General features: G+C 69.1%; 25 protein-coding genes. 12 read left to right on the top strand and 13 right to left on the bottom strand.

Going from position 1 to position 25,764, the window contains the following annotated elements:
- Positions 1 to 12: 12 nt before the first annotated feature.
- From ABVF28_RS11225 to ABVF28_RS11215, 3 genes are all read right to left on the bottom strand, one after another.
- Complete coding sequence (locus ABVF28_RS11225; RefSeq protein WP_104312476.1) at positions 13 to 303, bottom strand: WXG100 family type VII secretion target; 291 nt, start codon at positions 301 to 303, stop codon at positions 13 to 15.
- A gap of 82 nt (positions 304 to 385) precedes the next feature.
- Positions 386 to 2,119 carry a cell wall metabolism sensor histidine kinase WalK gene (locus tag ABVF28_RS11220; protein ID WP_104312475.1) on the bottom strand — a complete coding sequence of 578 codons (1,734 nt, stop codon included), beginning with the start codon at positions 2,117 to 2,119 and terminating at the stop codon, positions 386 to 388.
- A 38-nt stretch (positions 2,120 to 2,157) separates the two neighbouring features.
- Positions 2,158 to 2,856 carry a response regulator transcription factor gene (locus ABVF28_RS11215; RefSeq protein WP_068479813.1) on the bottom strand — a complete coding sequence of 233 codons (699 nt, stop codon included), beginning with the start codon at positions 2,854 to 2,856 and terminating at the stop codon, positions 2,158 to 2,160.
- 130 nt (positions 2,857 to 2,986) lie between these two features.
- Here ABVF28_RS11215 and ABVF28_RS11210 point away from each other — a divergent pair, with 130 nt between their 5' ends.
- Positions 2,987 to 3,802 carry a methyltransferase domain-containing protein gene (locus tag ABVF28_RS11210; protein WP_371030517.1) on the top strand — a complete coding sequence of 272 codons (816 nt, stop codon included), beginning with the start codon at positions 2,987 to 2,989 and terminating at the stop codon, positions 3,800 to 3,802.
- A 19-nt stretch (positions 3,803 to 3,821) separates the two neighbouring features.
- Here ABVF28_RS11210 and ABVF28_RS11205 read toward each other — a convergent pair whose 3' ends face one another.
- The 3 genes from ABVF28_RS11205 to ABVF28_RS11195 form a co-directional block, all read right to left on the bottom strand.
- The gene (locus ABVF28_RS11205) at positions 3,822 to 5,468 is read right to left on the bottom strand and encodes a DNA repair helicase XPB (RefSeq protein WP_371030516.1); all 1,647 of its coding nucleotides are present in this window, start codon (positions 5,466 to 5,468) and stop codon (positions 3,822 to 3,824) included.
- A gap of 72 nt (positions 5,469 to 5,540) precedes the next feature.
- On the bottom strand, positions 5,541 to 7,199 hold the full coding sequence (locus ABVF28_RS11200; protein WP_371030515.1) for a helicase-associated domain-containing protein: 1,659 nt from the start codon (positions 7,197 to 7,199) through the stop codon (positions 5,541 to 5,543).
- Between the two features lie 26 nt (positions 7,200 to 7,225).
- A complete protein-coding gene (locus tag ABVF28_RS11195) occupies positions 7,226 to 7,495 on the bottom strand; it encodes a hypothetical protein (RefSeq protein ID WP_104253815.1) in 270 nt (89 codons plus the stop codon).
- Positions 7,496 to 7,637: 142 nt separating this feature from the next.
- Between ABVF28_RS11195 and ABVF28_RS11190 the strand changes: the two genes are divergently transcribed.
- Positions 7,638 to 8,021, top strand: a complete 384-nt coding sequence (locus ABVF28_RS11190; protein ID WP_104253894.1) for a cold-shock protein — start codon at positions 7,638 to 7,640, stop codon at positions 8,019 to 8,021.
- Positions 8,021 to 9,229: a DUF3027 domain-containing protein gene (locus ABVF28_RS11185; protein WP_371030514.1), complete on the top strand. Its 1,209-nt coding sequence runs from the start codon at positions 8,021 to 8,023 to the stop codon at positions 9,227 to 9,229. The genes ABVF28_RS11190 and ABVF28_RS11185 overlap by 1 nt, the downstream gene beginning before the upstream one ends.
- 103 nt (positions 9,230 to 9,332) lie before the next feature.
- On the opposite strand, the gene serC is transcribed toward ABVF28_RS11185, so the two are convergent.
- Positions 9,333 to 10,448, bottom strand: a complete 1,116-nt coding sequence (gene serC, locus ABVF28_RS11180) for a phosphoserine transaminase (RefSeq protein WP_179556327.1) — start codon at positions 10,446 to 10,448, stop codon at positions 9,333 to 9,335.
- Between the two features lie 76 nt (positions 10,449 to 10,524).
- Here serC and ABVF28_RS11175 point away from each other — a divergent pair, with 76 nt between their 5' ends.
- From ABVF28_RS11175 to ABVF28_RS11155, 5 genes are all read left to right on the top strand, one after another.
- Positions 10,525 to 11,262, top strand: a complete 738-nt coding sequence (locus ABVF28_RS11175; protein ID WP_179556328.1) for a metal-dependent transcriptional regulator — start codon at positions 10,525 to 10,527, stop codon at positions 11,260 to 11,262.
- Between the two features lie 276 nt (positions 11,263 to 11,538).
- Positions 11,539 to 12,633: a C40 family peptidase gene (locus ABVF28_RS11170; RefSeq protein ID WP_211890087.1), complete on the top strand. Its 1,095-nt coding sequence runs from the start codon at positions 11,539 to 11,541 to the stop codon at positions 12,631 to 12,633.
- 181 nt (positions 12,634 to 12,814) lie between these two features.
- Positions 12,815 to 13,990, top strand: coding sequence for an NlpC/P60 family protein (locus ABVF28_RS11165; protein ID WP_371030513.1), 1,176 nt, complete (start codon positions 12,815 to 12,817; stop codon positions 13,988 to 13,990).
- 193 nt (positions 13,991 to 14,183) lie between these two features.
- Positions 14,184 to 15,209 (top strand): C40 family peptidase, encoded by a 1,026-nt coding sequence (locus tag ABVF28_RS11160; protein WP_371030512.1) that lies wholly within the window; start codon positions 14,184 to 14,186, stop codon positions 15,207 to 15,209.
- Between the two features lie 335 nt (positions 15,210 to 15,544).
- Complete coding sequence (locus ABVF28_RS11155; protein ID WP_104253808.1) at positions 15,545 to 16,039, top strand: HNH endonuclease; 495 nt, start codon at positions 15,545 to 15,547, stop codon at positions 16,037 to 16,039.
- A gap of 11 nt (positions 16,040 to 16,050) precedes the next feature.
- Here the strand turns inward: ABVF28_RS11155 and ABVF28_RS11150 are convergent, their stop codons facing one another.
- Positions 16,051 to 16,503 carry an SRPBCC family protein gene (locus ABVF28_RS11150; protein WP_371030511.1) on the bottom strand — a complete coding sequence of 151 codons (453 nt, stop codon included), beginning with the start codon at positions 16,501 to 16,503 and terminating at the stop codon, positions 16,051 to 16,053.
- A gap of 33 nt (positions 16,504 to 16,536) precedes the next feature.
- Here ABVF28_RS11150 and ABVF28_RS11145 point away from each other — a divergent pair, with 33 nt between their 5' ends.
- The gene (locus ABVF28_RS11145; protein ID WP_371030510.1) at positions 16,537 to 18,330 is read left to right on the top strand and encodes a helicase HerA-like domain-containing protein; all 1,794 of its coding nucleotides are present in this window, start codon (positions 16,537 to 16,539) and stop codon (positions 18,328 to 18,330) included.
- A 164-nt stretch (positions 18,331 to 18,494) separates the two neighbouring features.
- Here ABVF28_RS11145 and ABVF28_RS11140 read toward each other — a convergent pair whose 3' ends face one another.
- From ABVF28_RS11140 to aztB, 5 genes are all read right to left on the bottom strand, one after another.
- Positions 18,495 to 19,163 carry an AIM24 family protein gene (locus tag ABVF28_RS11140; protein ID WP_104312463.1) on the bottom strand — a complete coding sequence of 223 codons (669 nt, stop codon included), beginning with the start codon at positions 19,161 to 19,163 and terminating at the stop codon, positions 18,495 to 18,497.
- Positions 19,164 to 19,349: 186 nt separating this feature from the next.
- A complete protein-coding gene (gene aztD / locus ABVF28_RS11135) occupies positions 19,350 to 20,537 on the bottom strand; it encodes a zinc metallochaperone AztD (protein ID WP_371030509.1) in 1,188 nt (395 codons plus the stop codon).
- 65 nt (positions 20,538 to 20,602) lie between these two features.
- The gene (gene aztC, locus ABVF28_RS11130) at positions 20,603 to 21,544 is read right to left on the bottom strand and encodes a zinc ABC transporter substrate-binding protein AztC (protein WP_179556335.1); all 942 of its coding nucleotides are present in this window, start codon (positions 21,542 to 21,544) and stop codon (positions 20,603 to 20,605) included.
- A gap of 2 nt (positions 21,545 to 21,546) precedes the next feature.
- Entirely contained in the window at positions 21,547 to 22,863 is a 1,317-nt protein-coding gene (locus tag ABVF28_RS11125; RefSeq protein ID WP_371030508.1) for a hypothetical protein, read from the bottom strand.
- Positions 22,845 to 23,732: a zinc ABC transporter permease AztB gene (gene aztB / locus ABVF28_RS11120; RefSeq protein ID WP_371030507.1), complete on the bottom strand. Its 888-nt coding sequence runs from the start codon at positions 23,730 to 23,732 to the stop codon at positions 22,845 to 22,847. The genes ABVF28_RS11125 and aztB overlap by 19 nt, the downstream gene beginning before the upstream one ends.
- 54 nt (positions 23,733 to 23,786) lie before the next feature.
- Between aztB and ABVF28_RS11115 the strand changes: the two genes are divergently transcribed.
- The 3 genes from ABVF28_RS11115 to ABVF28_RS11105 all read left to right on the top strand — a co-directional run bounded on the left by ABVF28_RS11115 (position 23,787) and on the right by ABVF28_RS11105 (position 25,630).
- Positions 23,787 to 24,506, top strand: coding sequence for a metal ABC transporter ATP-binding protein (locus ABVF28_RS11115; protein WP_371030506.1), 720 nt, complete (start codon positions 23,787 to 23,789; stop codon positions 24,504 to 24,506).
- Between the two features lie 78 nt (positions 24,507 to 24,584).
- A complete protein-coding gene (locus ABVF28_RS11110) occupies positions 24,585 to 25,169 on the top strand; it encodes an HdeD family acid-resistance protein (RefSeq protein WP_371030505.1) in 585 nt (194 codons plus the stop codon).
- A 5-nt stretch (positions 25,170 to 25,174) separates the two neighbouring features.
- Complete coding sequence (locus tag ABVF28_RS11105) at positions 25,175 to 25,630, top strand: hypothetical protein (RefSeq protein WP_179556340.1); 456 nt, start codon at positions 25,175 to 25,177, stop codon at positions 25,628 to 25,630.
- Positions 25,631 to 25,764: the final 134 nt, after the last annotated feature.

Genomic DNA, 25,764 nt, shown 5'->3' with positions numbered 1-25,764 from the left:
GGACCAGGTCGGTCAGACGCTGAAGAGCCGCCTCACGTCACCCTCGACGGTGCCGTAGCTCGCGCTTGCGCTGCCGAGGGCACCGTTGATGGTGGAGATGCTCGACTCAACCTGCGCCTGCGTGGCTCGCCACTGCTGCACGAGTCCCTGGAAGGCGGTGGCGGCCTCGCCGGTCCACGAGCCCTCCAGGGCGGTCAGGTTGCCGAGCAGAGCGGCCACCTCCGCCTGGACGCGGCCGATGGATGCCTGCGTGTTGGTCACCGTGAGTTGCAGCTGCTCGCTGTCGACCATGTAGACGGCCATGGATGTTCCCCCTTCGTCGGCCGCCGAGCGGTTCCGGCGGCTCTTCGCGAGAAGGCTACGGGGGAGGAGGGCGGTGCCGGCCTCAGGAGTTCGGGGCTGTGGACGAGGCGCTGTCCACAGGCGCGGACATGAGGAGTGGGAACTTGAGGCGGAAGGTGGCCCCGCCGCCCGGCGTCTCGAACACGTCGACCTCGCCGTCGTGCGCCTTCATGATCGCGGAGACGATCGAGAGGCCGAGTCCCGAGCCGCCGGTCTCGCGGGCTCGCGAGGTGTCCGCGCGCCAGAATCGCTCGAAGATCTTCTGCCTGATCTGCGGTGGGATACCTTCGCCGTGGTCGATGATGTCGACGATCGCGAGCTGATTCGGCAGGTCCACGGTGACACCGACTTCCAGCGGCGAGCCCTCAGGTGTGTACCGCATGGCGTTGCCGAGCAGGTTCGAGATCGCCTGGCGAACCTTGTCCTCGTTCGCGTGCACCATGGCGGGCACGTCGCCGTAGTCGTCGTCGACTTCCGGGGCTTCACCCGTGCTCGGCTCGACGCCGCGGCGGCGGATGGGGAAGCCGCGGAGGGCGGGCCGTGGCAGAGGCCGCCTGCGCCAGATGGCGCGCCTCGCGGCGGCGGCTTCCGGGGCAGCGGCGTCACCGGCGGGCACCACGTCCGCCTCGATCGGCGCTGGCAACTCGCCCGTGGTTGCCGTTCCGGGGACGTCAGCCTCATCTCGCGGCTCCTGGATGATCCGCACGGGGAGCGCTCGGACGACGCGGTCCTTCGAGGTCGCGTGCGCGTCCATGGCAGCATCTTCTGCGATGGGCTCGAGGTCGATGACATCCTTTACGAGCTCGCGGGTCTCGTCGAGTCTCGCGAGCTGCAGGAGGTCCTCGACGAGGCCGCCCATGCGGAGGGCCTCCTTCTCGATGCGTTCCATGGCCTGCCCGACCTTCTCCGGGTCGTTGAGGGCGCCCATGCGGTAGAGCTCGGCGTAGCCGCGCACCGTGACCAGCGGCGTTCGCAGCTCGTGGCTCGCGTCGCCGACGAAGCGGCGCATCTGGGCGATGGTGCGGGTGCGCTCGTCAAAGGCGTGGTCGATGCGCACCAGCATCGTGTTGAGCGAGCGCGAGAGGCGCCCGACCTCGGTGTTCGGCGTGCCAGCAGGCAGCCGCTGCGAGTAGTCGCCGGAGGCGAACTGCATGGCCGTCGCCTCGACCTGGCGCAGCGGCAGCAGGGTCGCGGAGACGAGGACTCGTGTCAGCGCTGCGCCGAAGATGACGACGGTCAGCCCGAACCCGAAGAAGATGGCGAGGAAGTTGACCATGGTCGCATTGACGCTCGTGAGCGGAGCGGCGATGAGCAGCGTGCCACGGACCTGGTCGGCGGCGTACTCGCCTTCTGGCACGGTGATCGTTCGCCACGTCGCGCCGAGCGGGTCCTCGATGTCGAAGAGGCTCTGGCTTCCCCGGTTCGCGGCGTCGGAGGGCACTTCCGGCGCGATGGCCTGCGGGCGCTGCCACTGCCCCCAATTGTCGACGACGACATTGCCCTCGGCGTCGAGCACTGCGACGTACAGCGTCGAGGGCGCGATGCGGATCGCATCGTAGGTGATCAGCCGGGACGAGGGGTCGGCGGCGAGGAACTGGGTCGGATCGCTCGCGTAGACGCTCAGCTGCGAGTCGGTCTGCGACACGAGTGTCGGTCGCAGCAGCAACGTCGTGCCGATGCCGGCGACGACGATGCCGAACGTCAACAGGGTGATGTTGACGATCGTCAGCTTGTTGCGGAGCGAGAGCCGATCCCAGCGCCAGGCTTTGAACGGCACCGCCTAGTTCCCCTCGTGACCGAGCCTGGCCACCTCTGTCAGGCCTTGGCCCCGGAGACCTTCAGCATGTAGCCGAAGCCGCGCTTGGTCTGGATGAGGGGCTCCTCGGTGAACTGGTCGAGCTTGCGACGCAGGTAGGAGATGTACGACTCGACGATTCCGGCGTCGCCGTTGAAGTCGTACTCCCACACGTGGTCGAGGATCTGCGCCTTGGAGAGCACGCGGTTCGGGTTGAGCATGAGGTAGCGCAGTAGCTTGAACTCGGTGGGGGAGAGCTCGATGGGCTCGTCTCCGATGAAAACCTCGTGGGTGTCCTGGTCCATGGTGAGCTCGCCTGTGCGGATGACCGCTTCTTCTTCGGCCTGCATCGTGCGGCGGAGGATGGCCTTGATGCGGGCGACGATCTCGTCGAGGCTGAATGGCTTGGTGACGTAGTCGTCACCGCCTGCGTTGAGGCCCTCGATCTTGTCGTCGGTGTCATCCTTCGCCGTGAGGAAGAGGATGGGGCTCGTGTACCCGGATGCGCGGAGGCGCTTGGTGACACCGAAGCCGTTCATATCGGGGAGCATGACATCGAGGACGATGAGGTCGGGCTCCTCCTCGATGACGGCGGAGATCGCGGCGGCGCCGTTGCCGACGGCACGCACCATGAACCCTGCGAAACGCAGGCTGGTCGACAGGAGTTCGCGGATGTTTGGCTCGTCGTCAACGACGAGAATCTTGGGGCCATCAGTCATGCACTAAGTATCTTGACGCCGTCTGAGTGAAGTCTGACGGCGCGCGGTGTCGCGGCTATGCGGGTGCGCTAATCTGCTGGACCGCGTTCTGTCGGATGCTCGGACGAAGGCGCTGCGCTACTGTGCCGACATGGATGACTCCGCAGCACCGAGGTACACCCACGGCCATCACTCGAGCGTGCTCCGATCCCATGGTCGACGCACGGCGGAGAACTCCGCCGCCTACCTGCTTCCCGAGCTCGAAGCGGGGATGCGCGTGCTCGACGTCGGTTGCGGGCCCGGTTCGATAACGCTCGACCTCGCAGGCCGGGTCGGGAGCACCGGGCAGGTCACGGGCATCGAGGTCGTCGACGAGCCACTCGGCGTTGCGCGTGCCGCGGCCGCCGATCGCGGGGACACTCGCACGAGGTTCCTCCTCGGTGACGTCTACGCGCTCGACTTCGCTGACGGCGAGTTCGACGTGGTGCACGCGCATCAGGTGCTCCAGCATCTGGCCGACCCGGTCGCCGCGCTGAGGGAGATGCGCCGTGTGACGAAACCTGGCGGGCTCATCGCGGTGAGGGACGTCGACTACGGGACCTGCGTCTGGGCTCCCCAGCTCCCGGCCCTCGACCACTGGCTCGCGGTCTACGACCGTGTCGCGCGTTCGAACGATGGTGAGCCGAACGCCGGACGCTTCCTGCGGCGCTGGGCGCGGGCCGCCGGCCTCGAGAACACGCGCCTCACGGCGAGCGCCTGGATCTTCGCGACGGCCGACGAACGCGAGTGGTGGGGATCCACGTGGGCGGAGCGCGCTACGCGGTCGCGCTTCGCGGAGGACGCGCGCGAGAGGGGCATCGCCTCGGCGGGTGATCTCCAGCAGATCGCCGACGCCTGGTCCGCGTGGGCCGAGGACGACGACGCGGAGTTCGTGATGACCCACGTGGAGCTGCTCGCCCGCGTGTGATCGGTTCGGTCGGTTGCTGCTAGGCGGGTGCGAGGATCGCGTCGGCGTCCAGGATCTCGTAGGAGTAGCCCTGCTCGGCGAGGAAGCGCTGCCGGTTCTGCGCGAAGTCCTGGTCGACCGTCTCGCGCGAGACGAGCGTGTAGAACGACGCGGTCACGCCGCTCGAGCTCGGACGCAGCAGGCGACCGAGGCGCTGGGCCTCCTCTTGCCTCGACCCGTACGAGCCGGAGATCTGCACGGCGACGGACGCGTCGGGGAGGTCGACCGAGAAGTTCGCCACCTTCGACACGACGAGCACCTTCTCGCGTCCCTCGCGGAACGCCTGGAACAGCTCCTCGCGTTCGGCGATGGGCGTCTGACCGGTGAGCTTCGGCACGCCCAGGTCCTCGGCGATGCTGTCGATCTGATCGAGGTACTGCGCGATGACGAGGATGTTCTCACCTTCGTGCTTGCGGATGAGGGCCTTCACGAGCTCGTGCTTTGCCGGTGCCGTGGCGGCGATGCGGTAGCGTTCGTCGTCGCTCGCCGCGGCGTACTCCATGCGGGTCTCGTACGGGAGGTCGACGCGCACCTCGTAGCACTTGGCCGGCGAGATGTAGCCCTGCGCCTCGATGTCCTTCCACGGGGCATCGAACCGCTTGGGCCCGATGAGGCTGAACACGTCGCCCTCGCGGCCGTCCTCGCGCACGAGCGTCGCGGTGAGGCCGAGCCGTCGGCGCGCCTGCAGCTCGGCCGTGAGCTTGAAGACGGGGGCCGGGAGGAGGTGCACCTCGTCGTAGACGATGAGGCCCCAGTCGAGGGCATCGAGCAGCGAGAGGTGCGTGTAGACACCCTTCCGGCGCGCTGTGAGGATCTGGTACGTGGCGATCGTGACGGGCTTGATCTCCTTGATCTCGCCCGAGTACTCGCCGATCTCTTCCTCCGTGAGCGTGGTTCGGCGCAGCAGCTCGTCGCGCCACTGCCTCGCGGAGACGGTGTTGGTCACGAGGATGAGGGTGCTTGTGGACGCCGTGGCCATCGCACCGGCACCCACCAGGGTCTTTCCTGCGCCGCAGGGGAGCACGACGACTCCAGAGCCGCCCTCGAAGAAGTGGTCGACGGCGGAGCGCTGGTAGTCGCGCAGCTGCCACTCGGACTCGTCGAGCGCGATGGCGTGCGGCGTGCCAGGGGTGTACCCGGCGAGGTCCTCGGCCGGCCAGCCGAGCTTCACGAGCTGCTGCTTGAGCTCGCCGCGTGCCCAGGCCTGGACACGGAATCCTGACTCGCTGGTCGGTCCTTCGAGGAGCGGCGCGACGTGCTTGGCCTTGGAGATCTGGAGGAGCACGGCGGGGTCGTCGCTGGAGACGATGAGCTCACCGTCATCGTCTCGGGAGATCACGAGCTTGCCGTAGCGCGCCACCGTCTCGCGGATCTCCGCGGAGACCGAGGCGGGCACCGGGAACTTCGCGAAGCGCTCGAGCACGTCGAGCATCTCGTCGGCCTCGTGCCCGGCGGCGCGTGCGTTCCAGAGCCCGAGGCGCGTGATGCGGTAGGTGTGGATGTGCTCGGGTGCGCGTTCCAGTTCGGCGAACACGGCCAGCGCGTGGCGGGCCGCTTCGGCGTCGGGATGCGCCACTTCGAGCAGGACAGTTCTGTCGCTCTGTACGATCAACGGTCCAAGTGCCATAACGGTCGATCATACTCGTCGGCATCGGTGCGCCTGAGTGCTTGTCGGTGAAGCGCTCCGAATGCGTGGGGGCTACTCGACGTCCGGCTGTTCGGAGAGCTGGACTTCGAGGATCGCGCGGATCGGCAGGGTTCGCTCGACGTCGGCCGCGAGGTCGCGCGCTCGCAGGCGTCCCGCCGCGACGCTCATCGGGACGAGTCGGAGGGTGGTCTCCTTGCCGCCGCCGAGGTCGACTCTCACCGTCACTTCGCTCTTCGCCCGCCTGGCGACCTCCAGCTGCCGCTGCACCCACGTCTGCGCGTCGTCACCGGCATCGAGCCGGGTCGCCTCGTCGTGCAACGCGTCGGCGAAGCGCAGCGCGGCGTCACTGGGACCGAGCTCCCGGGCGGGGGCCGTCTCCCTCGGTCGCAGGGGAACGAGCTGGCCCTCGGCGTTCTCGGCGCTGGCCGGATATCGAGCATCGAGGAGCATCAGCACGACCGTGTCTCGAGAGGCTGAGGAGACGAGCGCGCCTTCCCCCGACTGGCGCAGTCCGAGCGGAGCGACCGCGGCATCCACCCGGAGCGCGTCCATGAGGGCTGGGTCCTGGCTCGTGACGATGGTCCCCGGTCTCACGGGATGCTCGCGGACCCGGACCCGACCGTGCCGGTTCGAGGCCTCGCGGAGCAGGTACTCGACCGGTTGCGGGATGCCCGTGAGGGAGAGCCTCGCCAGCGTCGCCTCGATCTCGGCGATGGAGAGGCCCGTGCCGAGGGCGTGCGTGACGGACGCCTCGGAGAGGCGGTAGCTCGACGCGAGCCCGCGTCGCTCGAGGGACGCCACCGCCTGCAGCGCCTGCTCGTCGACGGGGGCGAGCGGGCCGGGCGCGATGATCGAGAGGTCGGGCTGCAGGTAGACGCCTGCCACCTCCTCAGGGAGCGCGGACGCGAGGAGCTCTGCCGCGGCCCGGAGGTCGTCGTGCGTGAGCAGGAGCCCGAGCTGGCTGAGTCGGCCCTCGACAGTCAGGCCTAGGAGCTCCGTCTGCGGGGTCGCGTGGCTCGCGCTGTCACGGAGCAGGCCGGCGCGGTTCGTCACGCTGAGCTCGGCCAGCCAGCACTCGGCCAGTCGGCGCCAGCGATCGAGCGGGGCGCTCAATCTGAATGCGCGCCCGGCGGCCGTCGGGCGCATGGCATCCGCGACCGGGCTGCAGAGGCCCAGGTCGAGCATCCACTCGAAGAGCGGCGAGAGCACGGTCTGCTCGGTGTGCAGCTCGGCGGCGATGCGCCGGACCGTCGTGGCGCCGAGTTGCAGGCCACCCCGACCGTCCCGGTAGGCGCGCGGGGCGAGGTCGAGCGAGGCGATCGCGTCCGCCGCGAGCTGCGCTGCGCCGTGGGCGCGCTCTGTGGCCTGGGGGAGCGGCGCGAGGTTCGCCCGCTCGACGGTCACGTCGTCGCCCGCCCCGGCGAGCTGTCGGGTGAGCGCGGCGGATGCGGCGGGCAGGAGCTCGGGAGCCTCCGGTGTGCCGACGGCGAGGCCGCGAAGCCGCGCCCTCTGCAGCGCCTCCACCGAGCCCGAAGCCAAGCGGGATGCATCCCGCCAGCCGAGCTTGCCCACGGCCGCGCCGATGTCGGCTTCATCTGCGAGGGCCTCGGCGATGTCCATGGCCCCGTTCGAGCCGCGCATCGACAACCTGCGCCAGCTTGCGAGGGCGGCGAGGTCGGTGCGATCGAGGCTGCGGAGGAGTTGGAGCACCCGCAGCGCGCTCGGGGAGGCGTCGATCAGTTCTCGGACCTGCCCCGCGAACGCCGGTTCGCGACGACGCGCCAGATGATGAGCGAGAGGATGAGGAGGAACGCGATCGGGAACCCGAGGTAGGTGACGAAGAGCAGCGTCGGCCAGATGGGATTGGTTGCGTCCACTTCGATGCCGAGAAGCGGCGTCGCGAGAAGCACCAGGAGCGCGATAAACGAGATCGCCGCGATGCCGAGGGACATGAATGCGAGGATGCGTTCGCCCTTCGCGATGGGGGCGCCGTTGGAAGAGGTCACCGAACCAGACTAATCGACATGCGCGCCACCGTAGACTGGTTCGGATCAGCCGCACGCCGCGGCCGACCAGGGGAGACGAAGTTCGCCGCCCCGCCTGTGAAAGTTCGATCTGGTGCTCTACGCGCCGAACAAGGAGATGGCCATGCCCACCGGCAAGGTGAAGTTCTACGACGAGGACAAGGGATTCGGTTTCATTGCGGCCGACGACGGTCAGGAGATCTTCCTGCACGCGACGGCGCTGCCAGCAGGGACCTCGTCGGTGCGCCCGGGAACGAAGCTCGAGTTCGGCATCGCCGACGGCCGACGCGGTGCGCAGGCGCTGTCGGTTCGCGTCCTCGAGGCGCCCCCGAGCGTCGCGCGCATCCAGCGCAAGTCGCCTGACGACATGGCGGTCATCATCGAGGACCTCGTGAAGCTGCTCGACACGGTCGGCGGCGCGATGCGTCGAGGCCGCTACCCAGAGAAGCCGCAGGGCGCGAAGATCGCAGCGATGCTCCGTCGCGTCGCGGACGACTTGGACGCCTGATGACGAACGAGGCCGTGCTTCCAGCCCCGCTCGGGGTCGCCCTCGACGCGGCTGAGCTCGAACCTTCGCGACGGCTCGCGTGGGCCGCGCTGCTGGACGTGACGCCGGCCTCGGAGCTCGGCGAGCTCGTCGCCGTCGTCCCGGAGACGGATGACGGGGTCTACACCCTGCAGTACACGACCCGCCGGCCTGGATACCCGGACTGGCGCTGGAACGTCTCGCTGGTTCGGCTCGTCGACCAGGCGGAGCCGACGGTGCTCGAGGTCGAGCTGCTGCCCGGAGACGGGGCTCTGCTCGCACCCTCGTGGGTGCCGTGGTCCGACCGACTCGCCGATTACGAGGCCGCCCAGCTGCTCGAGGCCGGCGAAGCCGCCGAGGTCGGCGACGAGCCGGCCGAGGCGACGGGTGTGGAGCCCTCTCCGAAGTCGAGCAAGCGCATCCGCCGCACTCGTACGCGTCGCCGCATCGGCGCCGATGGGACCGCCGAAGTCGAGCCGACAGGCGCTGAGTCGGGTGAGGACGAGGCCACCGCCGCTGAGCCGGGTCAGCTCGCTTCCGCCGAGGATATCGACGCGGGCGCAGCGGCTGAGAAGCCGAAGAAGAAGAAGCGCAAGAAGGACAAGTCCGCGAAGAAGGCGAAAGCGGAGGCTGGAGACGAGCTCGCGGCTGGCGGCTCTGAGCCTGGTGGCACGCCCGAGGACGCCTCCGGCGCTTTCGTCGACGAAGCACCGAGCGAGGGCAAGCCGAAGAAGTCGCGGCGCAAGCGTGTCGACCAGGCCAGTCCCGAGGCGATCGAGCTGACCGACGGCAAGCCGGACGAGGCATCCGACGAGACCGCCCCGCAGAAGCCCGAGCGTCGGAAGCGCAAGAAGGCCGTCAAGGCGGCAGACGCCGCGCCGGTCGTTGAAACGGGTGCGGCCGACTCGGCCGACGGGCCCGTCGCATCCGACCGGGTCGCTGCGGTGCACGCCGAGCCCGCGAAGGCCAAGGCTCGGGGCAAGCGCCGCCGCGTGGTGGTCGTGCCGAGAAGCGAGGACGAGCTTCCGGCGCAGGATCCCGTCGAATTCGGTGAGGCAGCCGACATCCGCGAGTTCGCCGACGACATGGACGACGTGTTCGATGGCGTCGATTTCGAGCCTGAGACCGCTCCCGACGACTCGCGGGCCGCGGACTCGACCGCTGCGGACACGGGTCGCACGGAGGACTAACGCGACGCGGGCACCTTCCGCGGAGAGGGAAGGGGCGTCACCAGCAGCTGCTGGTGACGCCCCTTCTTCGTGCGTCGCTTCTCGCTCAGCGCGAGAGATCGACTCAGCCCAGGTGCTCGATCACGTAGTCGATAGCACCGGTGAGACGTCGGACATCGTCGGGGTCGACGGAGGTGAAGGTCGCCACCCGCAGCTGATTGCGGCCGAGCTTGCGGTAGGGCTCCGTGTCGACGATGCCGTTGGCACGGAGAGCCGCAGCGATCGCGGCGGCGTCCACGTCGTCGTTGAAGTCGATCGTCGTGACGACCTGCGAGCGTTCCGCCGGGTTCGAGACGAACGGGGTCGCATACGCCGAGGCCTCGGCCCAGTCGTACATGATCCCGGAGGATGTGCGGGTCCGGCTGTCGGCCCAGGCGAGTCCGCCGTTGCCGTTGATCCAGTCGAGCTGGGCCTCGAGGAGCAGGAGCGTCGAGATCGCGGGGGTGTTGAGCGTCTGGTTCTTCCGCGAGTTCTCGACCACGTGGCTGAGCTTCAGGAAGTCGGGGATGTAGCGGTCTGAGGCCGCGATGCGCTCGATGCGCTCGAGAGCGGCGGGCGACGCGATCGCGATCCAGAGGCCACCGTCCGAACCGAAGTTCTTCTGCGGAGCGAAGTAGTAGACGTCCGTCTCGCTGATGTCGATGTCGACGCCGCCGGCAGCGCTCGTCGCGTCGATGACGGTCAGTGCGCCCTCGTCACCGTGCACGCGGCGGATGGGAGCCATCGCGCCCGTCGACGTCTCGTTGTGCGGCCAGGCATAGACGTCCACACCGGCAAGGGCCTCGGGGGCGGCGATCGTGCCGGGCTCGGCGGAGCGCACGTCAGGGGCTGTGAGCCACGGGGCGGCGGCGGCCTTGGCGAACTTCCCGCCGAACTCGCCGAACGTCAGGTTCTGGGCGCGGTCGGCGATCAGGCCGAAGGCAGCCGAGTCCCAGAAAGCGGTCGACCCGCCGTTGCCGAGGAGGACCTCGTAGCCGTCGGGAAGTCGGTAGAGCGACGAGAGCCCGGAGCGGACCCGGCCGACCAGGTCCTTCACCGGCGCTTGGCGGTGCGAGGTGCCGAGAATGCTCGTGGCCCCGGCGACGAGGTGGTCGATCTGTGCGGGCCGTACAACCGACGGGCCGCAGCCGAATCGGCCGTCGAGCGGAATGAACTCAGTCGGGATGCGAATGTCAGGCATGCTGCAAGCCTATGCGCGCGAGTGGCCTCGCTCGCCGCTAGGCTTGGCGGACCAATGCAACGGGAGGTGGCGGGGCGTGACCAATCTGGTGGACACCACGGAGATGTATCTCCGCACCATTCTCGACCTCGAGGAAGAGGGCATCACCCCGCTTCGCGCTCGGATCTCCGAGCGGCTCGGCCACTCGGGGCCGACGGTGTCGCAGACGATCGCCCGCATGGAGCGCGACGGACTCGTCTCCGTCGCGAGCGACCGCAGGCTCGTGCTCACCATCGACGGTCGCGCGAAAGCCACCCGAGTGCTTCGGAAGCACCGCATCGCCGAGGGGCTGCTCGCGAACGTGATCGGCCTGGACCTCGCGCAGGTGCATGAAGAGGCCTGCCGCTGGGAGCACGTCATGAGCGACGAGGCCGAGCAACGCATCTTCGAGATGCTCGGGCGCCCGAGCGAGTCGCCGTACGGCACGCCGATTCCCGGGCTCGACGAGTTCGGCGCCGAGCCCGCTGAGGAGTTCCTGTCCGGCGTCGTGAGCGTCTCGACGCTGCTCGAGGTCGCGGCGAGCGGTGCGACGTCGACCGAGCCGGTCCTCGCGAAGGTGCGTCGCCTCGGCGAGCCGGTCCAGTCCGACCTGCAGACGCTCACGCTGCTCCGCGAGGCCGGGGTCCTTCCTGGCACCCAGGTCACGCTGCAGCGTCGCGGTGCGTGGATCGGTCTCCTGCCCGCGTCGGGCGGCATCGGTGTGGAGGTCTCGCTGGAAACCGCAGAGCACGTCTACGTGGATGCGATCCTGAGCCCCGAAGGTGCGCTAGGCTGAGATCTGGTCACGGCCAGCTGAAGATCTCCTCCGCGTTCTGCGGACCTCGAAGCGCCTGACTTCCGCTCTATTCCGGGACTCGTTACCTCGGCGTTAGCGTTCTGACACCGAAGCGTGACAATTCACAGGTTTTCCACTAGTGTTGTCCGAGTCATGAGCTATGCAATCTGCATAGCTGGCAGGCCGAGGCGCCGCATCCCGCTCCTCGACCTAGCTTCCCCTGGTAACAGGCAAGAGCGGGATCGGCTCCCAGGAGTCAGGCGCTGGAGGAACGACTTGGAAAACTTTTCGAACGCCACGGCACCGCTGACGCGACGCCAGGCTCGTGAGATCGAGCGCCGCACGGGCCAGCGCCCGGTGGCGACCGTCGGTGTCGCGGGTGTGTCCGCGCCGGTGATCGAGGCTTCGGTCGCAGAGATCACCTCAGCGCCCTCTGCATCTGTGCACGACACCGCTCACATCGAGCGCAACGAACTCGGTGCGCTCGTCTCCGTGCTTCCCACGACCACGGCACTGCCCCAGGTCGCTGGCGATGAGGCCGTCGAGACGAAGCTCGCCGAGGTCATCGAGATCCCCGAGGCATTTACGGGGCGCTCGCTGAGCATCCGCGCTGCCAAGCCTGCCGCAGTCGTCGCTCGCCAGCGTCGACGCACGGCAGGTGGCTTCGCCGCCGCTGCCACGGCAGCCGCGATTGCGACGGCTGGCGTCGTCGTTCCGGCCGCAGTGGCTGACGGCAACGGTGCCGACCAGGCCCAGGCCAACCTCGTCGCCGCTACGACCGTTGAGACGGATGCTCCGGCGGCCGAGCCCAGCGCGACAGCCGAGGCCACCGAGGAAGCGACTGCCGAGCAGGTCTCAGTTGACCTCGTCGCGGCCCCCGAGGTCGCGGTCGACCGCACCGAGTCGAGCGTCGTGACGTTCTCGAGCGACCAGGTCGCCGAAGTCGTCGCAACTCCTGAGCCCTCGGCAACGGCAGACACCCGCGCCTCGACCGGTGGCACGACGTCCACCGGCGGAAGCACCTCCGGCCAGGCCACTTCGGCTTCGACCGGTGGACTCAGCGTCGACTCGTCGAGCGTCTCTTCCGCTGCCATGAGCTACGTCGGCACGCTCTTCGGGTCGTGTGACCTGCTGACGCAGGCTGCGTATGCAGCAGTCGGCATCTCGCTCCCGCGTGGCGTCTCCGCGCAGGCAGCGATGGGCACACCGACCACGAACCCGCAGCCCGGCGACCTCGTCGTCTGGCCCGGCGAGCACATCGGCATCTACGCGGGCAACGGAATGGTCATCGACGATCCGGGCGACGGCTCGCGGTCGGTCATGTACCGCTCGATCTCGTGGGGCAGCCCCTACTACGTGACGCTCCGCTAAGCAGCGATTCACCTCGACAAGCGCGTCCAGCTTCGGCTGGGCGCGCTTCGTCGTTATGGCTCCGTGATTCCGCGTGCATCGATTTGTGACCTGGCCGTGACAATTCTGTGACCTTTGTGTAGGCTCGTACGCGTCGAGGATGCCGGTTCCAACGGTGTTCGAAAACACCCGAGGAGAAGTCTTGAGCACATCGAGCACCCCGCGCACGGACAGCACCAAGGTGCTGACCCGCCGCGAAGCCCGCGCGATCGAGCGGCAGACCGGAGTTCGGCCAGCCGCGGCTCCCGCGGCAGTCACCGGGGTCTCTGCCCCGGTCATCGACGCGTCCATCGCCGAGCTCTCGGCGACGGAGACCTCGCGCCCTGACGCCACAGCAGCATCCGTGCACGACACGGCTCGCATCGAGCGCAACGAGCACGGCTCGCTCGTCTCTGTCCTTCCCGTTGCGCCCGCGGTCGACCGCGCCGCCTTCCAGGCAGCCGAGCAGGCCGACGATGCGCCCTCGGCCGACGTGACCCCCATCTCGGAAGCCTTCACGGGCCGAGCCGTGAGCATCCGTGCGGCCAAGCCGGCCGCGCTCGTAGCCCGCGGTCGCCGCCGCACTGCCGCGAGCTTCGCCGCCGCCGCGACGGTTGCCGCCGCCGCCACGGCAGGCATCGTCGTCCCAGCGGCTGTCGCAGATGGCAAGAGCGAGGTGCAGTCACAGGCCAACCTGGTCGCAGCGACCGCACCGGACGCAACTGCCGCTCCCGCCGACGCCACCACGACTCCCGCCGCGGAACCTGCGCCCGCCGAGGAAGTCGCCCTCGTCGCGGCTCCCGAGGTCGCCGTCGACCGCACTGACTCGACCGTCGTCTCCATCTCGAGCGACGACCTGGCCGCGGTCGCCGAGACCCCGACCCCGACGCCGACTCCCGAGGAGACTCAGGAGCCAGAGGCAGAGTCGTCGACGTCGTCCAGCACATCGTCCGGCGGCGGCACCAGCAGCCAGACCTCGACGACCTCGTCGTCATCCTCGTCAGGTGCTTCCTCATCAGGATCGGGCAACGTCGACACGTCGAGCCTGATCGCCGCCGCGCACAGCTACGTCGGCTCGTACTTCCCCGCCTGCACCGATCTCACCAAGGCGGTCTACGCCACGCAGGGCATCTCGCTGTCTGGATCGGTCAGCAACCAGATCGCAGGCGCCCGCCAGACGTCCAGCCCCCAGCCCGGCGACCTCGTCGTGCAGCCAGGAGCGCACATCGGCATCTATGCCGGCGACGGAATGGTCATCGACTCACCCGGATACGGTGGCAAGGTCGTGCAGTACCGCTCGATCTGGTGGAGCAACCCCGTGTACTACACGTTCAACTAGGTTCGGCCAGTTCGGACTCGTGGCATCACGACGCCGCGCACAGCATCTGCTGTGCGCGGCGTCGTTCTTCGTGATATAAACGTGATGTTTTGGGATGGTTCTGTGATCTGAGCGTGACAATTCCGTTATAAACGGTTACGCTCGTCGGAGTCCAGGGCACCGGTTGGTGCTCAGCTCCACCCGAAGGAAATCCATGAGCACCACGCTGACTCGTCGCGAGGCACGCGCCATCGAACGCCAGACCGGTGTGCGCCCCGTCGCAGCTGCCACGAAGTCGCTGAGCGCATCGGCGTTCGCCTCCGTCGCCAACCATCAGTCCTCTGCATCCGCTCAGATCGAAGAGACGGGTCGCATCGAGCGCAACGCGATGACCTCGCTTCTCTCGGTCGTCCCTGCCGAGCACGCCGCGGCCACGTCCGCCGGAGCGGCCTCATCCGGACCCGCGGTTCCAGCATCGTTCGCGGGTGAGCGCGCCATGACGATCCGTGCCCCACGCCCCAAGCAGCTCGTCGCCCGGCGCCGCGTCGCCGGCGGCCTCGCCATCGCGGCGTCGCTCGCCGCCGTCACGACCGCAGGCGCCATCGTGCCGAGCACGATGGCAGCGCCGGCCGGCGAGGCAAGCCTCTCCAGTGCCGTGACAGCCCAGGACGGCACCTCCGACGACACCAACGCAGACGCGCAGAACGACCAGGCATCCGTCGAGGCGGCCATCGCCGATGCGGTCGCCGATGCGACTCCCGCCGTTCCTGCACCAGAGACCGTCACCGACCGCACCGAGACATCGGTCGTCAGCTTCAGTGCAGACCAGGTCGCCGCCGTGGCGACGCCCGAGCCAACGGCCGACGCGACAAGGGCGGACGCCAGCGGAGCGACCGGACAGAGTGCTGTCGGCGCCAGCGTCGTCGAGACCGCCTCGCAGTTCATCGGCGTCTCGCCGTACGTGTTCGGGGGAGCGACGCCAGACGGCTTCGACTGCTCCGGTCTCGTGAAGTACGTCTTCGGCCTCCACGGTGTGGATGTCGCGCACGGCGTGAGCGCGCAGGCGGCCGCCGGAACGCGTGTCTCCGACCCGCAGCCGGGCGACCTCGTCATCTTCCCGAACTTCCATGTCGGCATCTACGCCGGCAACGGACAGATGATCGACGCTCCGACCGAGGGTCGCATGGTCGAGCTCGGCGGCCTCGACGCCGGTGGCAGCTACTACTTCGTGCGCCTCTGACCCCTCGGTCCTCCTGATGCGGGAGGGGCAGCTTCCTGTCTCGGGCCTTTCCGGCCCGTGAACAAGCGAAGATGCCCCTCCCGCATTCTGCATGCGTGGTCTACGCTGATGCCAGATCGACGACACTCGGGAGCGTCAATGAGGGCACGCAGCAGCATCCACGCCACGGATGCGCGCGCGTGCTCAGCCCTCGACGTCTACCAGAGCGGTGAAGCCTGTCAGACCATGCGAATACAGGCCGACGAGTCTCGTCAGTCCATCTACCTACTCGATTCAAGGGTGCCGCCGATCCGGGCGGTGCCCTTTTTTCGTACGGATGCGAAAGCAGGTCCGCGATGCGAACTCTCGTCCTGAACGCAGGCTACGAACCACTCGGGGTGGTCTCCGACCGGCGGGCGCTCGTGCTGGTGCTCCACGGCAAGGCAAGCGTCATCGATGTGGATGAGGAGCACCCCGTGCTCGCGTCCAGCGGCGTCTGGGAGCGGCCTCGCGTCATCCTGCTCACCAGGTACGTGCGCGTGCCCATGGCGCGCATGCAGCCCGTCAGCCGGAAGGGAGTGCTGCGCCGGGACGCGAACCGGTGCGGCTACTGCGACGGGTTCGCGAACACGATCGACCACATCCTGCCCCGCTCGAGAGGAGGGCGCGACAGCTGGGAGAACCTCGTCGCGTGCTGCCTGCGCTGCAACAACGTCAAGGGCGACAAGACGCCGGGGGAGATGGGGTGGCGACTCCGCCTCACCCCACGGCCGCCGCGGGCCACCGGCTGGTCACCGCGCAGCGTCGAGCGTGAGCTGCCGGAGTGGGCCGCCTACCTGCCAGCCGCTTAGCGGTTCCGCTGTCAGACGGCGGCGAGCTGCTCGGCCCGTGATGCGAACGCGTCGGCACGTTCCTTGAGCTCGCGGTCGAATACGGGCTTCGTCGCAGCTCCGAGCGTCGAGGCGAAGACCGGGGAAGCGAGCTTGTACGTGTACTTCCAGGTCGCCTTCGTGCCGCCGTCGACGGCCTCGAACCGCCAGCCCTCACCGAACGAGGCGAGCCAGGCCGGGCCCTTGACCATCTCTGCGGCGCTCATGAGCGGCGCGTGCACAACACGCAGCTCGAGGATCATGCGCCGCCCGCTCGGGGTCTTCGTGAAGAAGTGCGCGCCAGGGTGGGGGGCGCTTGCGCCGCGGATGTACTGGCTGCGGACGACGCCAGGGTCCCAGCTGCGTGCCTCGCCGACGGTGTGCGCGAGCGTGAACGCCTCGTCGGGGGAGAGTGGCACGATCACGGACGCTTCCAGCTGAGGCATGGAACCAAGTCTAGGAGTGACTAGCCTGGTGCCATGACTGACGCCGATGCCCGTATCGAAGCCGCACGCAGAGCACTCGAGGAAGCCACGGCCGCCCTCGCTGCCGCCGAGGCAGAGGCTGAGGCCTCCGCGGCCGCCGAGTCCGAGCCCGTGCCCGAGCCCGTGCCCGAGTCCGAGCCCGAGCCCGAGCCCGCTCCCGCTCCCGCCACCGCGGCGAGCGTCTCCGGTCCGCTGGACGAGCAGCAGCTCGAGGCCGTGCGTGCCGGGTACGCGTTCGAGGCGGCTGCGCTCGAGATCGGCGCCATCGTGAACGGCGAGGCCGTGCCAGGGGTGCCGGTGCGCATCCCCCTTGCGATGACGAATCGCCACGGGCTCGTCGCTGGGGCAACGGGCACCGGCAAGACGAAGACCCTGCAGGTGCTCGCCGAGCAGCTCTCGGCGGCTGGGGTGCCCGTGTTCGCGGCCGACATCAAGGGAGACCTGTCCGGCATCGCCACCCCGGGTGAGCCGAACGACAAGCTGCTCGCGCGCACGCGGGGCATCGGCCAGGACTGGGTGCCCGCTGCCGCGCCGACCGAGGTGTTCTCGCTCGGCGGGCGGGGCATCGGCGTTCCCATCCGCGCGACCGTGTCGAGCTTCGGACCCCTCATGCTCTCCAAGGTGCTCGGCCTCAACAAGACGCAGGAGTCGAGCCTCGGCCTCGTCTTCCACTTCGCAGATGAGCACGGGCTCGCACTCGTGGACCTGTCGGACCTGCGCACGGTGCTCCAGTACCTCACGAGCGCAGAAGGCAAGGTCGAGCTCGAGGGGATCGGCGGCCTCTCGAAGCAGACCGCCGGCGTGATCCTGCGGGAGCTCGTGAACTTCTCCGAGCAGGGCGCTGACATCTTCTTCGGCGAGACCGAGATCGATACCCGTGAGTTCCTGCGTGTCACGGACGACGGGCGCGGGGTCGTCAGCCTGCTCGAGCTCCCCGGCGTGGCCAGCAACCCGGCGCTCTTCTCGACGTTCCTCATGTGGCTGCTCGCGGACCTGTTCAACGAGCTCCCCGAGGTCGGCGACCTCGACAAGCCGAAGCTCGTGTTCTTCTTCGACGAGGCGCACCTGCTCTTCTCCGGCGCCTCGAAGGCGTTCATCGAGCAGATCACGCAGACGGTTCGGCTCATCCGCTCCAAGGGCGTCGGCATCTTCTTCGTCACGCAGACGCCCAAGGACGTGCCGGACGACGTGCTCGCCCAGCTCGGCTCGCGCATCCAGCACCAGCTGCGGGCGCACACGCCAGACGACGCGACCGCCCTGCGGCAGACGGTGCGCACGTATCCCAAGAGTGGGTACGACCTCGAAGAGGTGCTCACGCAGCTCGCCACCGGCGAGGCGATCGTCACGGTCATGAACGAGAAGGGTGCGCCCTCACCGGTCGCCTGGACTCGGCTGCGCGCCCCGCAGGCATCCATGTCGCCGACCCCGGAAGAGGGCCTCCGGCAGCTCGTCGCCTCGTCGTCCCTGTACCCGCGGTATTCGCCGGTGCTCGATCCGCAGTCGGCGCATGAGGTGCTCACGGCGAAGATGAACGCCGCGGCAGAGCGGGAGCGCGCGGAAGGTGCGGCCGCCGAGGCCGAGAAGCAGGCCGCGAAGGATGCGAAGGAGCGGGAGCGCGCCGAGAGGGCCACGCGCTCGCGCACGCAGACCCGCACCACCACCAGGGCGAGGCAGGACACGGGCGGCGGCAATGTCGTGAGCGACCTCCTCGGCTCGCGCACCGGCCAGACGATCGTGCGCGAGGTCGTGCGCGGCGTGTTCGGCACGCTCTTCAAGAAGCGACGCTGACCGGCCGAGCGCGGACCGGCCGGGCATGACGGAGGCGGGTGGCGGATCTCCTCGATCCACCACCCGCCTCCGTCATGCTGCCGCGTCGTTCAGCTCAGTGCGCTTGAACCGACGTCGACGACGAACTCGGTGCCGCCCTTCAGCGCCGAACCTGCCCGGTCTCCTCAGGCGGTGGCGACGATCGGCACGCCCTCGCTCGGCTGCACGACGACGAACCCGGGCCCGTGGAATGCCAGCTGGAACGACTCGCCCGAGCCGCGGCCGATGAGCGAGCCCATCTTGAAGTCGTTCTTGATGGTCGGCTGCAGGTTCTGCGACCAGCAGATCGCCGCCTGCGGGTCGACGAAGGTGGGCTGCACGGAGCAGTCGAGGACCATGGGCGGGCCGTCGCTCGAGACGGCGACGGTGCCGTGTCCGCCGACCTCGAGGTTGAAGAGGCCGCCCGTCATCATGCCCGCGTTCGCGAGCATCTTGATGTCCCACTGCAGGTTCGCGTCGAAGGCGAGGAGGTTGGACGTGTTGATGGTGATGCCCTCGCCCTCGAGCGTGAGCGTGAAGACGTCCGCGCCCTGGCGGGCGAAGAAGACCTCACCCTGGCCGCCGACGCGCATGAGCGAGCCGCCCTCGCCCGAGACCATCTTCTTCATGAACTTGCCGAGGCCGCCGGAGCCCTCGTGCTTGAAGTCGAACTGGCCCTGGTAGGCGACCATGGCGCCCTTGGCCGCGAGGACCTCTGGGCCGAAGCCGACGCGCAGCATCTTCTTCGACTGCAGCACCCAACGCTCGGTGCTCTGGCTCTCCCGGTTCGCTTCCGCGAATAGCTCGCTGCGCATGCTCATTCTCCTTGTCGTCTGCTTCACTGAAGCACGATGCCTGCAATCGCGGGGCTGAGGGCCTCGCTGTTCGGAATCATATTGCCGTTCGCTTGCGGGGCGCATGGGGAGTGCTCCCCATGCGCCCCGGGTTTCGCTCAGGCTCGTGCGGTACTGCCGAGCCGCGGAATCCTGCGGGTGGCCGCTCTAGCTCAGCGCGATCTCGTTCGGCACACCGGGGAGCGTCTCCGAGGTGGTGATCTCCTCGGTCTCGAGGTCGACCGCGTGGATGCTGCTGGTCGCCGGGTCGGTGACGTACGCGATGCCGTCCTGCACCTTCAGCGCGGGGTGGGCATCCTGCCACTCGGCCGGCCCCTCCCACGCGTCGATGACCGGGATCGAGGTGATGAGCGAGCCGTCCGCCTCAGAGAAGAGGTGCAGCGAGCCATCGGAGCCGAGGATGATCGCCTCGTTGTCCGAGCCGCGACCGAGGTCGCGGAAGGTGTAGCCGACACCCTCGGGGAGCTCGTGCACCGAGATGGTGCCGGCCGCCGTGTCGACGAGACTGAAGGCCTGGAGGAGGTAGCCCTCGGCGTCCGGATCCGACTTGTAGTCGCCGAGCGCGATGGCCGATTCCTCGGTCGTGAACATGTTGCCGATTCGACCGAAGTCGTCCGGTGACGAGAGCTTGGTGATCTCGCCGTTCGCGTAGGCGAGCGCGCCGTTCTCGCACCCCACGATGACGACCTCATCCTTCACGGTGCCCTCGCCGTGCACGCCGGGGCACTCGGTCGAGCGGGCGACCTCGTTGCCGTCGGCGTCGGTCGCGACGATGCCGGTGCGGTCGCTGAGCGTGGTCACGAACGTGCCGTCGGAGAGCTCGATCGATACCCCGTGGTGGGCGGCGTCGCTCTCGACCGTCGTCGTCTCCGGCAGCGTCGTGTTGTCGGCGAGGAGCGCATCCGTGTCGAAGATGACGGAGTCACCGGTGCCGTCGAAGAACAGCACGGTCTTGCCGGCGTGCGGCACGGCGTGGCCGGCCTTGGAACCCTCGAACGTGAGGCCGGTGAGGGCCGGCTGCTGGGTGTCGAGCACCTGGAATCCGGTCTCGGTCGTCACCAGCACGTTCTGGCCGTCGCCGACGGGGTTGACGCGCGTGAATCCCTCGATGGGCACGTCGCCGACCACCTCGAGGGTCGCGGCGTCGAGAACGACGAGTCCGCCGTCGTAGGTGAGCGTGACCGTCTCCGATGCGGGTGCGGAGGCGGCCCCGGGGGTTGCCGCCGCTTCACCGGGGACGGCCGGGGTGGTCTGCGCGCAGCCGGTCAGGGCGAGGATGCCGAGGGCGGTGACGGCGATGGCGCCGCGCGTCTTCAATGGTGATGCGATGGTCATGGAGACCTTTCTGTGTGCGGACTTGCTTCTGGGATGGGGGATCGTGGTCGGGGCCGGTCGGAGCATCAGGGCGCGAGGCCTGAGGTGATGCGCTCCGTGTTGGCGCGCATCATCTCGAGGTAGCTCTCGGCACCGCCGCCCGCCGGGGTGAGCGATTCCGTGAACAGCGGCTCGACGCGCACGTCGATGCCAGCCTCGTTCGCGAGGGCGCGGGCGAGGTCGTCCGGGCTCGATGCGTCGGCGAAGATCGTGGAGACGCCGGCGGTCGTGATGTCCGCGCTGAGCTCGGCGAAGTCGGCGGCGCTCGGCGCGGCCAGCGTCGTCCCACCGGGGATGACGGTGCCCACGATGGTGAAGCCGAACCGGTCTGCCAGGTAGCCGAAGACGTGGTGGTTGGTGACGAGGCTCTTCGACGCGCTCGGGATGGTGTCGAACTGGGCCTGCATCCACGTGTCGAGCTCGTCGAGCTGACCGGAATAGTCGGCGACCGAGGCATCGAGCGCCGCCTGGTCGAGGCCGTCGACGTCCGTCGAGAGCTGGCGGCTCAGGGCGTCGACGACCGCCGACATCCTGGCCGGGTCGGTCCAGAAGTGAGGGTCGTCCATGCCTTCCGCGTCCCCTTCCGTGTAGGCGAGTGGCTCGAAGGCGTCGCTCGCGACGAAGTGGGGGATGCCCGCCGCGTCGACCTGCGTGAGGTGCTGCGCGACTCCCTCCTCCAGGCCGAGCCCGTTGGAGACGACGAGGTCGGCGTTCTCGATGGAGGCGGCCTCCTGCGCCGAGAGGCTGAAGGAGTGCGGGTCGGCGCCGGGTCTCATGAGGGTCGTGACGGTGGCCTGGTCGCCGACGAGCTCGGTGACGACGTCGCCGAGGATGTTCGTGGTCACGACGATCTCGGGCCGGTCGTCGGTTCCTGTCGCGCTGCAGGACGCGAGACTCGCTGTGATGGTCACGGCGGCGAATGCGGCGGCGATCGTCCGGAGGGTCGGGGGCTGGGTGCGGCTGGTCATGGTCAGTTCCCCGTCTCGAAGGCGAAGGCCGGGGCGGAGGAGAGGTCGAGGGTGCGGGCGATGCGGGCGCCGTCCTTGTAGTCGATCTCGTGCAGGTCGGTGGAGGCTGGAGTGCTCACGTAGGCGCGGCTCGTGTCGACGGAGAGGTGGACGCTCGCGGCGGAGTCCGGGGTGCCGATGAGCCCGGCCTGTGTGCCGGTCACCTCACCGGTCTCCCCGTCGATGACCAGCAGCGTGCCTTGGCGGTCGACAGCGACGATGCGGCTGCTGTCGTCGGCGACTGCCACGGCGGTGAGGATCGGGTCCGCAGTGGGGATGAAGCTCAGCTCCTGCGTTCTGGACGAGGCGAGCCAGATGCCTGCGTCTCCGGCCGGGCCTGCGACGGCGGGCCGGTGCGGGCGGTTCTCGAGCGACCTCGCCGGGCCGACGGGTGCAGCGCCCTGGGCTGTCGTGCTGCTGACCGCCGGATAGGCGACCTTGGTGAGGGCGGGGGCCGCGGACTCGGCGCCTGCCTCCGCGGCAGCTGCGAACACGAGGCCGTCGGAGCACGCGAAGGTCGCACCGAGGCTCGTCTGCTGGACGTCGCCCAGTCCCGGGCATTCGACGTCGACGCCCAGGTCCTGACCGTCGAGCGAATAGGCGCCCAGCGTCGGCGCTCCGCCTGGCGACTCGGCGCTGCTGGCGACGACCGCATCGCCGACCGGGGCTGCGGCCGCACCGTGGGCGGTGGACTCGACTCGGGCGAGCTCGACCACCTCGCCCTGTCCGAGTGCGTGACGATCGAGGATGACGGTGGTCCCGGAGTCCTCGAAGCTGAGGGCTGCGACGGCCTCGTCCGAGGAGACGCGGGCGGGTCCCGCCTCCGCGAGCTCCCCGGTGATGCCCGGAGCTGTGCGGTAGTAGTGCACGTGGTCGCCGTGCGGCACCGTCCACACACCCGTGTCGATCACCTGCGTGGTGCCGTCGCCGTCAGCTCCGGACCCCGTGAAGACGAATCGCCCATCGCTCGCCGCCCAGACGGGGTTGGCGACGGAGTCGAGCGTCGAGCTCTCGCCAGTCAGGAGGTTGAGCACGTTCACGGAGCCGTCCGCTCCGATGCTCGCGATGCTCGACTGGGCTTCCGTGAGCTCCTCGGCGCCGGCGACGAAGCCGTGCGGCTGCTCCTCGGGCGCAGCGCTTCCGGCGGGCGCCGCATCCTCGGGAACGGGGGAGGCGCACCCGGCGAGGGTGAGCATCCCGACCGCCGCCAGGGTGGTGACGAGGGGGTGTCGACGAACGGATGCGGGGGAGAGGGGGAGGGTTACGCGTGTGCGGGGCAAGACGTGACGCTTTCTGCTGGAGCGGTGGATGCGGAGGAGGTGCGGGCGTGCGCGCCGCGGAGCCGGGCCGGACGCACGAGCGCGGCGACGGCGACGGACAGCACGGCGGCGAGCGCGATGGCGGGGCCGGCGGCGATCGCGAGGTGCCAGGAGGCGTAGAGGCCGGCCACCACAGCGGCGACGCCGATGGCGCTGCCGAGCGCCATGATGCCGACGACGCTCTTGCGTGTGAGGGATGCGGCGGCAGGCGGAGCCAACAGGAGCGCCGTCACGAGCAGGGTGCCGATGGCCTGATACGACGCGATGACGGCGAGCGCGACGAGCGCGATGAGGGCGAGGCTCGCGCGCTCGGGGCGCAGGCCGAGGGTGAAGGCCTTGCGCTCGTCGAAGGCGAGTGCCGTGAACCCGCGGTGGAAGAAGGCGAGTCCGGCGACCGCGAGCACGAGGGATGCGCCGATGAGCCACAGCTCTGCCGGTCCGATGGCCAGCACGTCGCCGAACAGCATGGCCGTGACGTCGACTGCGAAGCTCCCGGATCTCGAGACGATCGCGATGCCGAGCGCGAGCATCCCGACGAAGAGGATGCCGATGGCGGTGTCGTTCGAGAGGCGGGTGCGCTTCGTCAGGGTGCGCACGCCGACAGCCATGACGGCGGCGGAGGCTGCGGCGCCGGTGACGGGCGGGAAGCCGAGAAGCACAGAGAGTGCGACGCCGGGCAGGATGCCGTGGGCCAGCGCCTCGCCGAGGAAGGCCATGCCGCGCAGCACGACCCAGGTGCCGACGCAGGCGCACAGGACGGCGGCGAGGGAGCCGCCGATGAGGGCTCTGGCGAAGAAGCTCGCTTCGAGGGGATCGGTGAGGAAGGGCACGAGGAAGGACCGTAGCATAATGAAAACGCTTCTCATTACCGATAGGGTTCGAGCATGGCCGCCCTCACCACACTCGCGAACGCAACTGTCCGCTACGACTCCCACGAGGCGCTCGCGGGCGTCTCGCTCGAGATCGCCCGCGCCGCGATCACGGTCGTCGTCGGACACAACGGCTCAGGCAAGAGCACGCTGCTCGGCGTGCTCGCCGGGACCACGCCGCTCACCTCCGGGTCACTCGAATGGCACGACTTCGACGCATCCCCTGGGCGGATCGCCTTCGTGCCGCAGCACGCCCGACTCCCAGAGGCCTTCCCGATGACCGTCGGGGCAGCGGTCGCGATGGGCAGGTGGGCCGAGCGAGCACGAACCGGCATCCGCCTGCGCCGTCGAGCGCACGCGGATGGGCGCCGGAGCTCCGACGCCCAGCACGTGCGCGAAGCCATCGAGCAACTCGGCCTCGGCCCGCTGCGCGGACGGCTCCTCGGCGAGCTCTCCGGCGGCCAACGGCAGCGCACGCTCATCGCGCAGGGCATCGCGCAGGACACCGAGCTGCTCCTCCTCGACGAGCCGACGGCAGGCGTCGACGCCGAATCGAACGAGCGCATCGCAACCTGCCTCGCCGCACTCGCGGCACGCGGCAGGACGATCGTCGTCGCGAGTCACGACGCCCACGAGATCTCGGCGGCAGACGCCGTCATCACCCTCAGGGACGGTCGGAGGATGGACGAAGAGCCCACGCCGTCGGTGGGCCTGCGACGCGCGCTTCGTCACTAGGATGACGGCAACCCCTCGCTCTCCGGACGAGGGGCGTCGACGCCGCGCGCGGCGCATCCCCCACTGAAGGAGTCCGCAGTGAGCCAGTCCACCCCCATCGTGCGTTTCAACCTCAACCCGACGCTCCTGAGCCCGAAGCAGGTGACGACGCTGCGCTGGATCTTCGGCATCGGCGGAGCAGTCGCACTCGCCCTCGGCATCGTCGCGTTGGCCTTCCCCGAGAAGGCGCTCACCGCCATCGCGTGGGTCTTCGGCATCTTCTTCGTGTTCACCGGAGTGCTGCGTCTCGTGCGCGCCATCGTCTCCAAGGGGCTCCCCACCGGGTGGCGCGTCTTCAACGCGGTGGTCGGCCTGCTGCTGATCGCCGGTGGAATCGTCGCGCTCGTGCAGCCCGCGGCGCTCATCGACGCGCTCGGCATCCTCATCGCCATCACCTGGATCATCGAGGGCATCGCATCGCTCGCGGATGCGTCCCCCGACCAGTCGCGCTGGTTCGCGATCATCTCGGGCGCGCTCAGCATCGTCGCAGGTCTGCTGATCCTGCTGTGGCCGGCTGGGATCGTCGTCGTGATGCTCTGGATCGTCGCGTTCATCCTCATCATCGGCGGCATCACGCAGCTCGTGATGGCATTCCGGTTCGGCAAGACGGCCCGGAAGGTGTGACGATCATGGCGATCAAGAGCTCGGATATCCGCCTCGCCGACGAGGCACCCACCTCGCGGCTTAGGACCGTCAAGCGCGTGCTCCTCGGCGGCTTCCTCGTCTTCGCGGGGGTCACGCACCTGACGGTCGCGCGCGATGAGTTCAAGGCACAGGTGCCGAAGTCGGTGACCAGGTACGCGCCCCTGACGACCGACCAGGTGGTGCTCGCATCCGGAGTCGCCGAGATCGCGCTTGGCCTGTCGCTGCTCTTCGCCCGTCGAGCCCAGCGGCCGACCGTCGGCTGGGTGGCCGCGGCGTTCTTCGCGGCCGTGTTCCCCGGCAACCTCGCGCAGTTCGTGCACCGCCGGGACGCGTTCGGGCTCGACACCGACAAGAAGCGCTTCCTTCGCCTCTTCTTCCAGCCCGTGCTCATCGCCTGGTCGCTGTACGCGACCGGAGCCTGGCGCCGCCGCGTCAGGTAGGAGGGCGGGCTCGCCCGAGCCGCCGCCAGTCTCGGCCCGGGCGCCAGCAGACTCGGGATGGGTTTCTCGCTTCCGGATGGTTTGTTTCCCATCCCGAAGCGAGAAACCCATCCAGAGACGCGCGCGAGGTGGGT

The sequence above is a fragment of the Pseudoclavibacter sp. JSM 162008 genome (assembly GCF_041366455.1).
Lineage (GTDB): Bacteria > Actinomycetota > Actinomycetes > Actinomycetales > Microbacteriaceae > Pseudoclavibacter.
The sequence above is the reverse complement of the archived record's forward strand: the minus strand, read 5'-3'. Positions and strand labels throughout refer to the sequence as shown.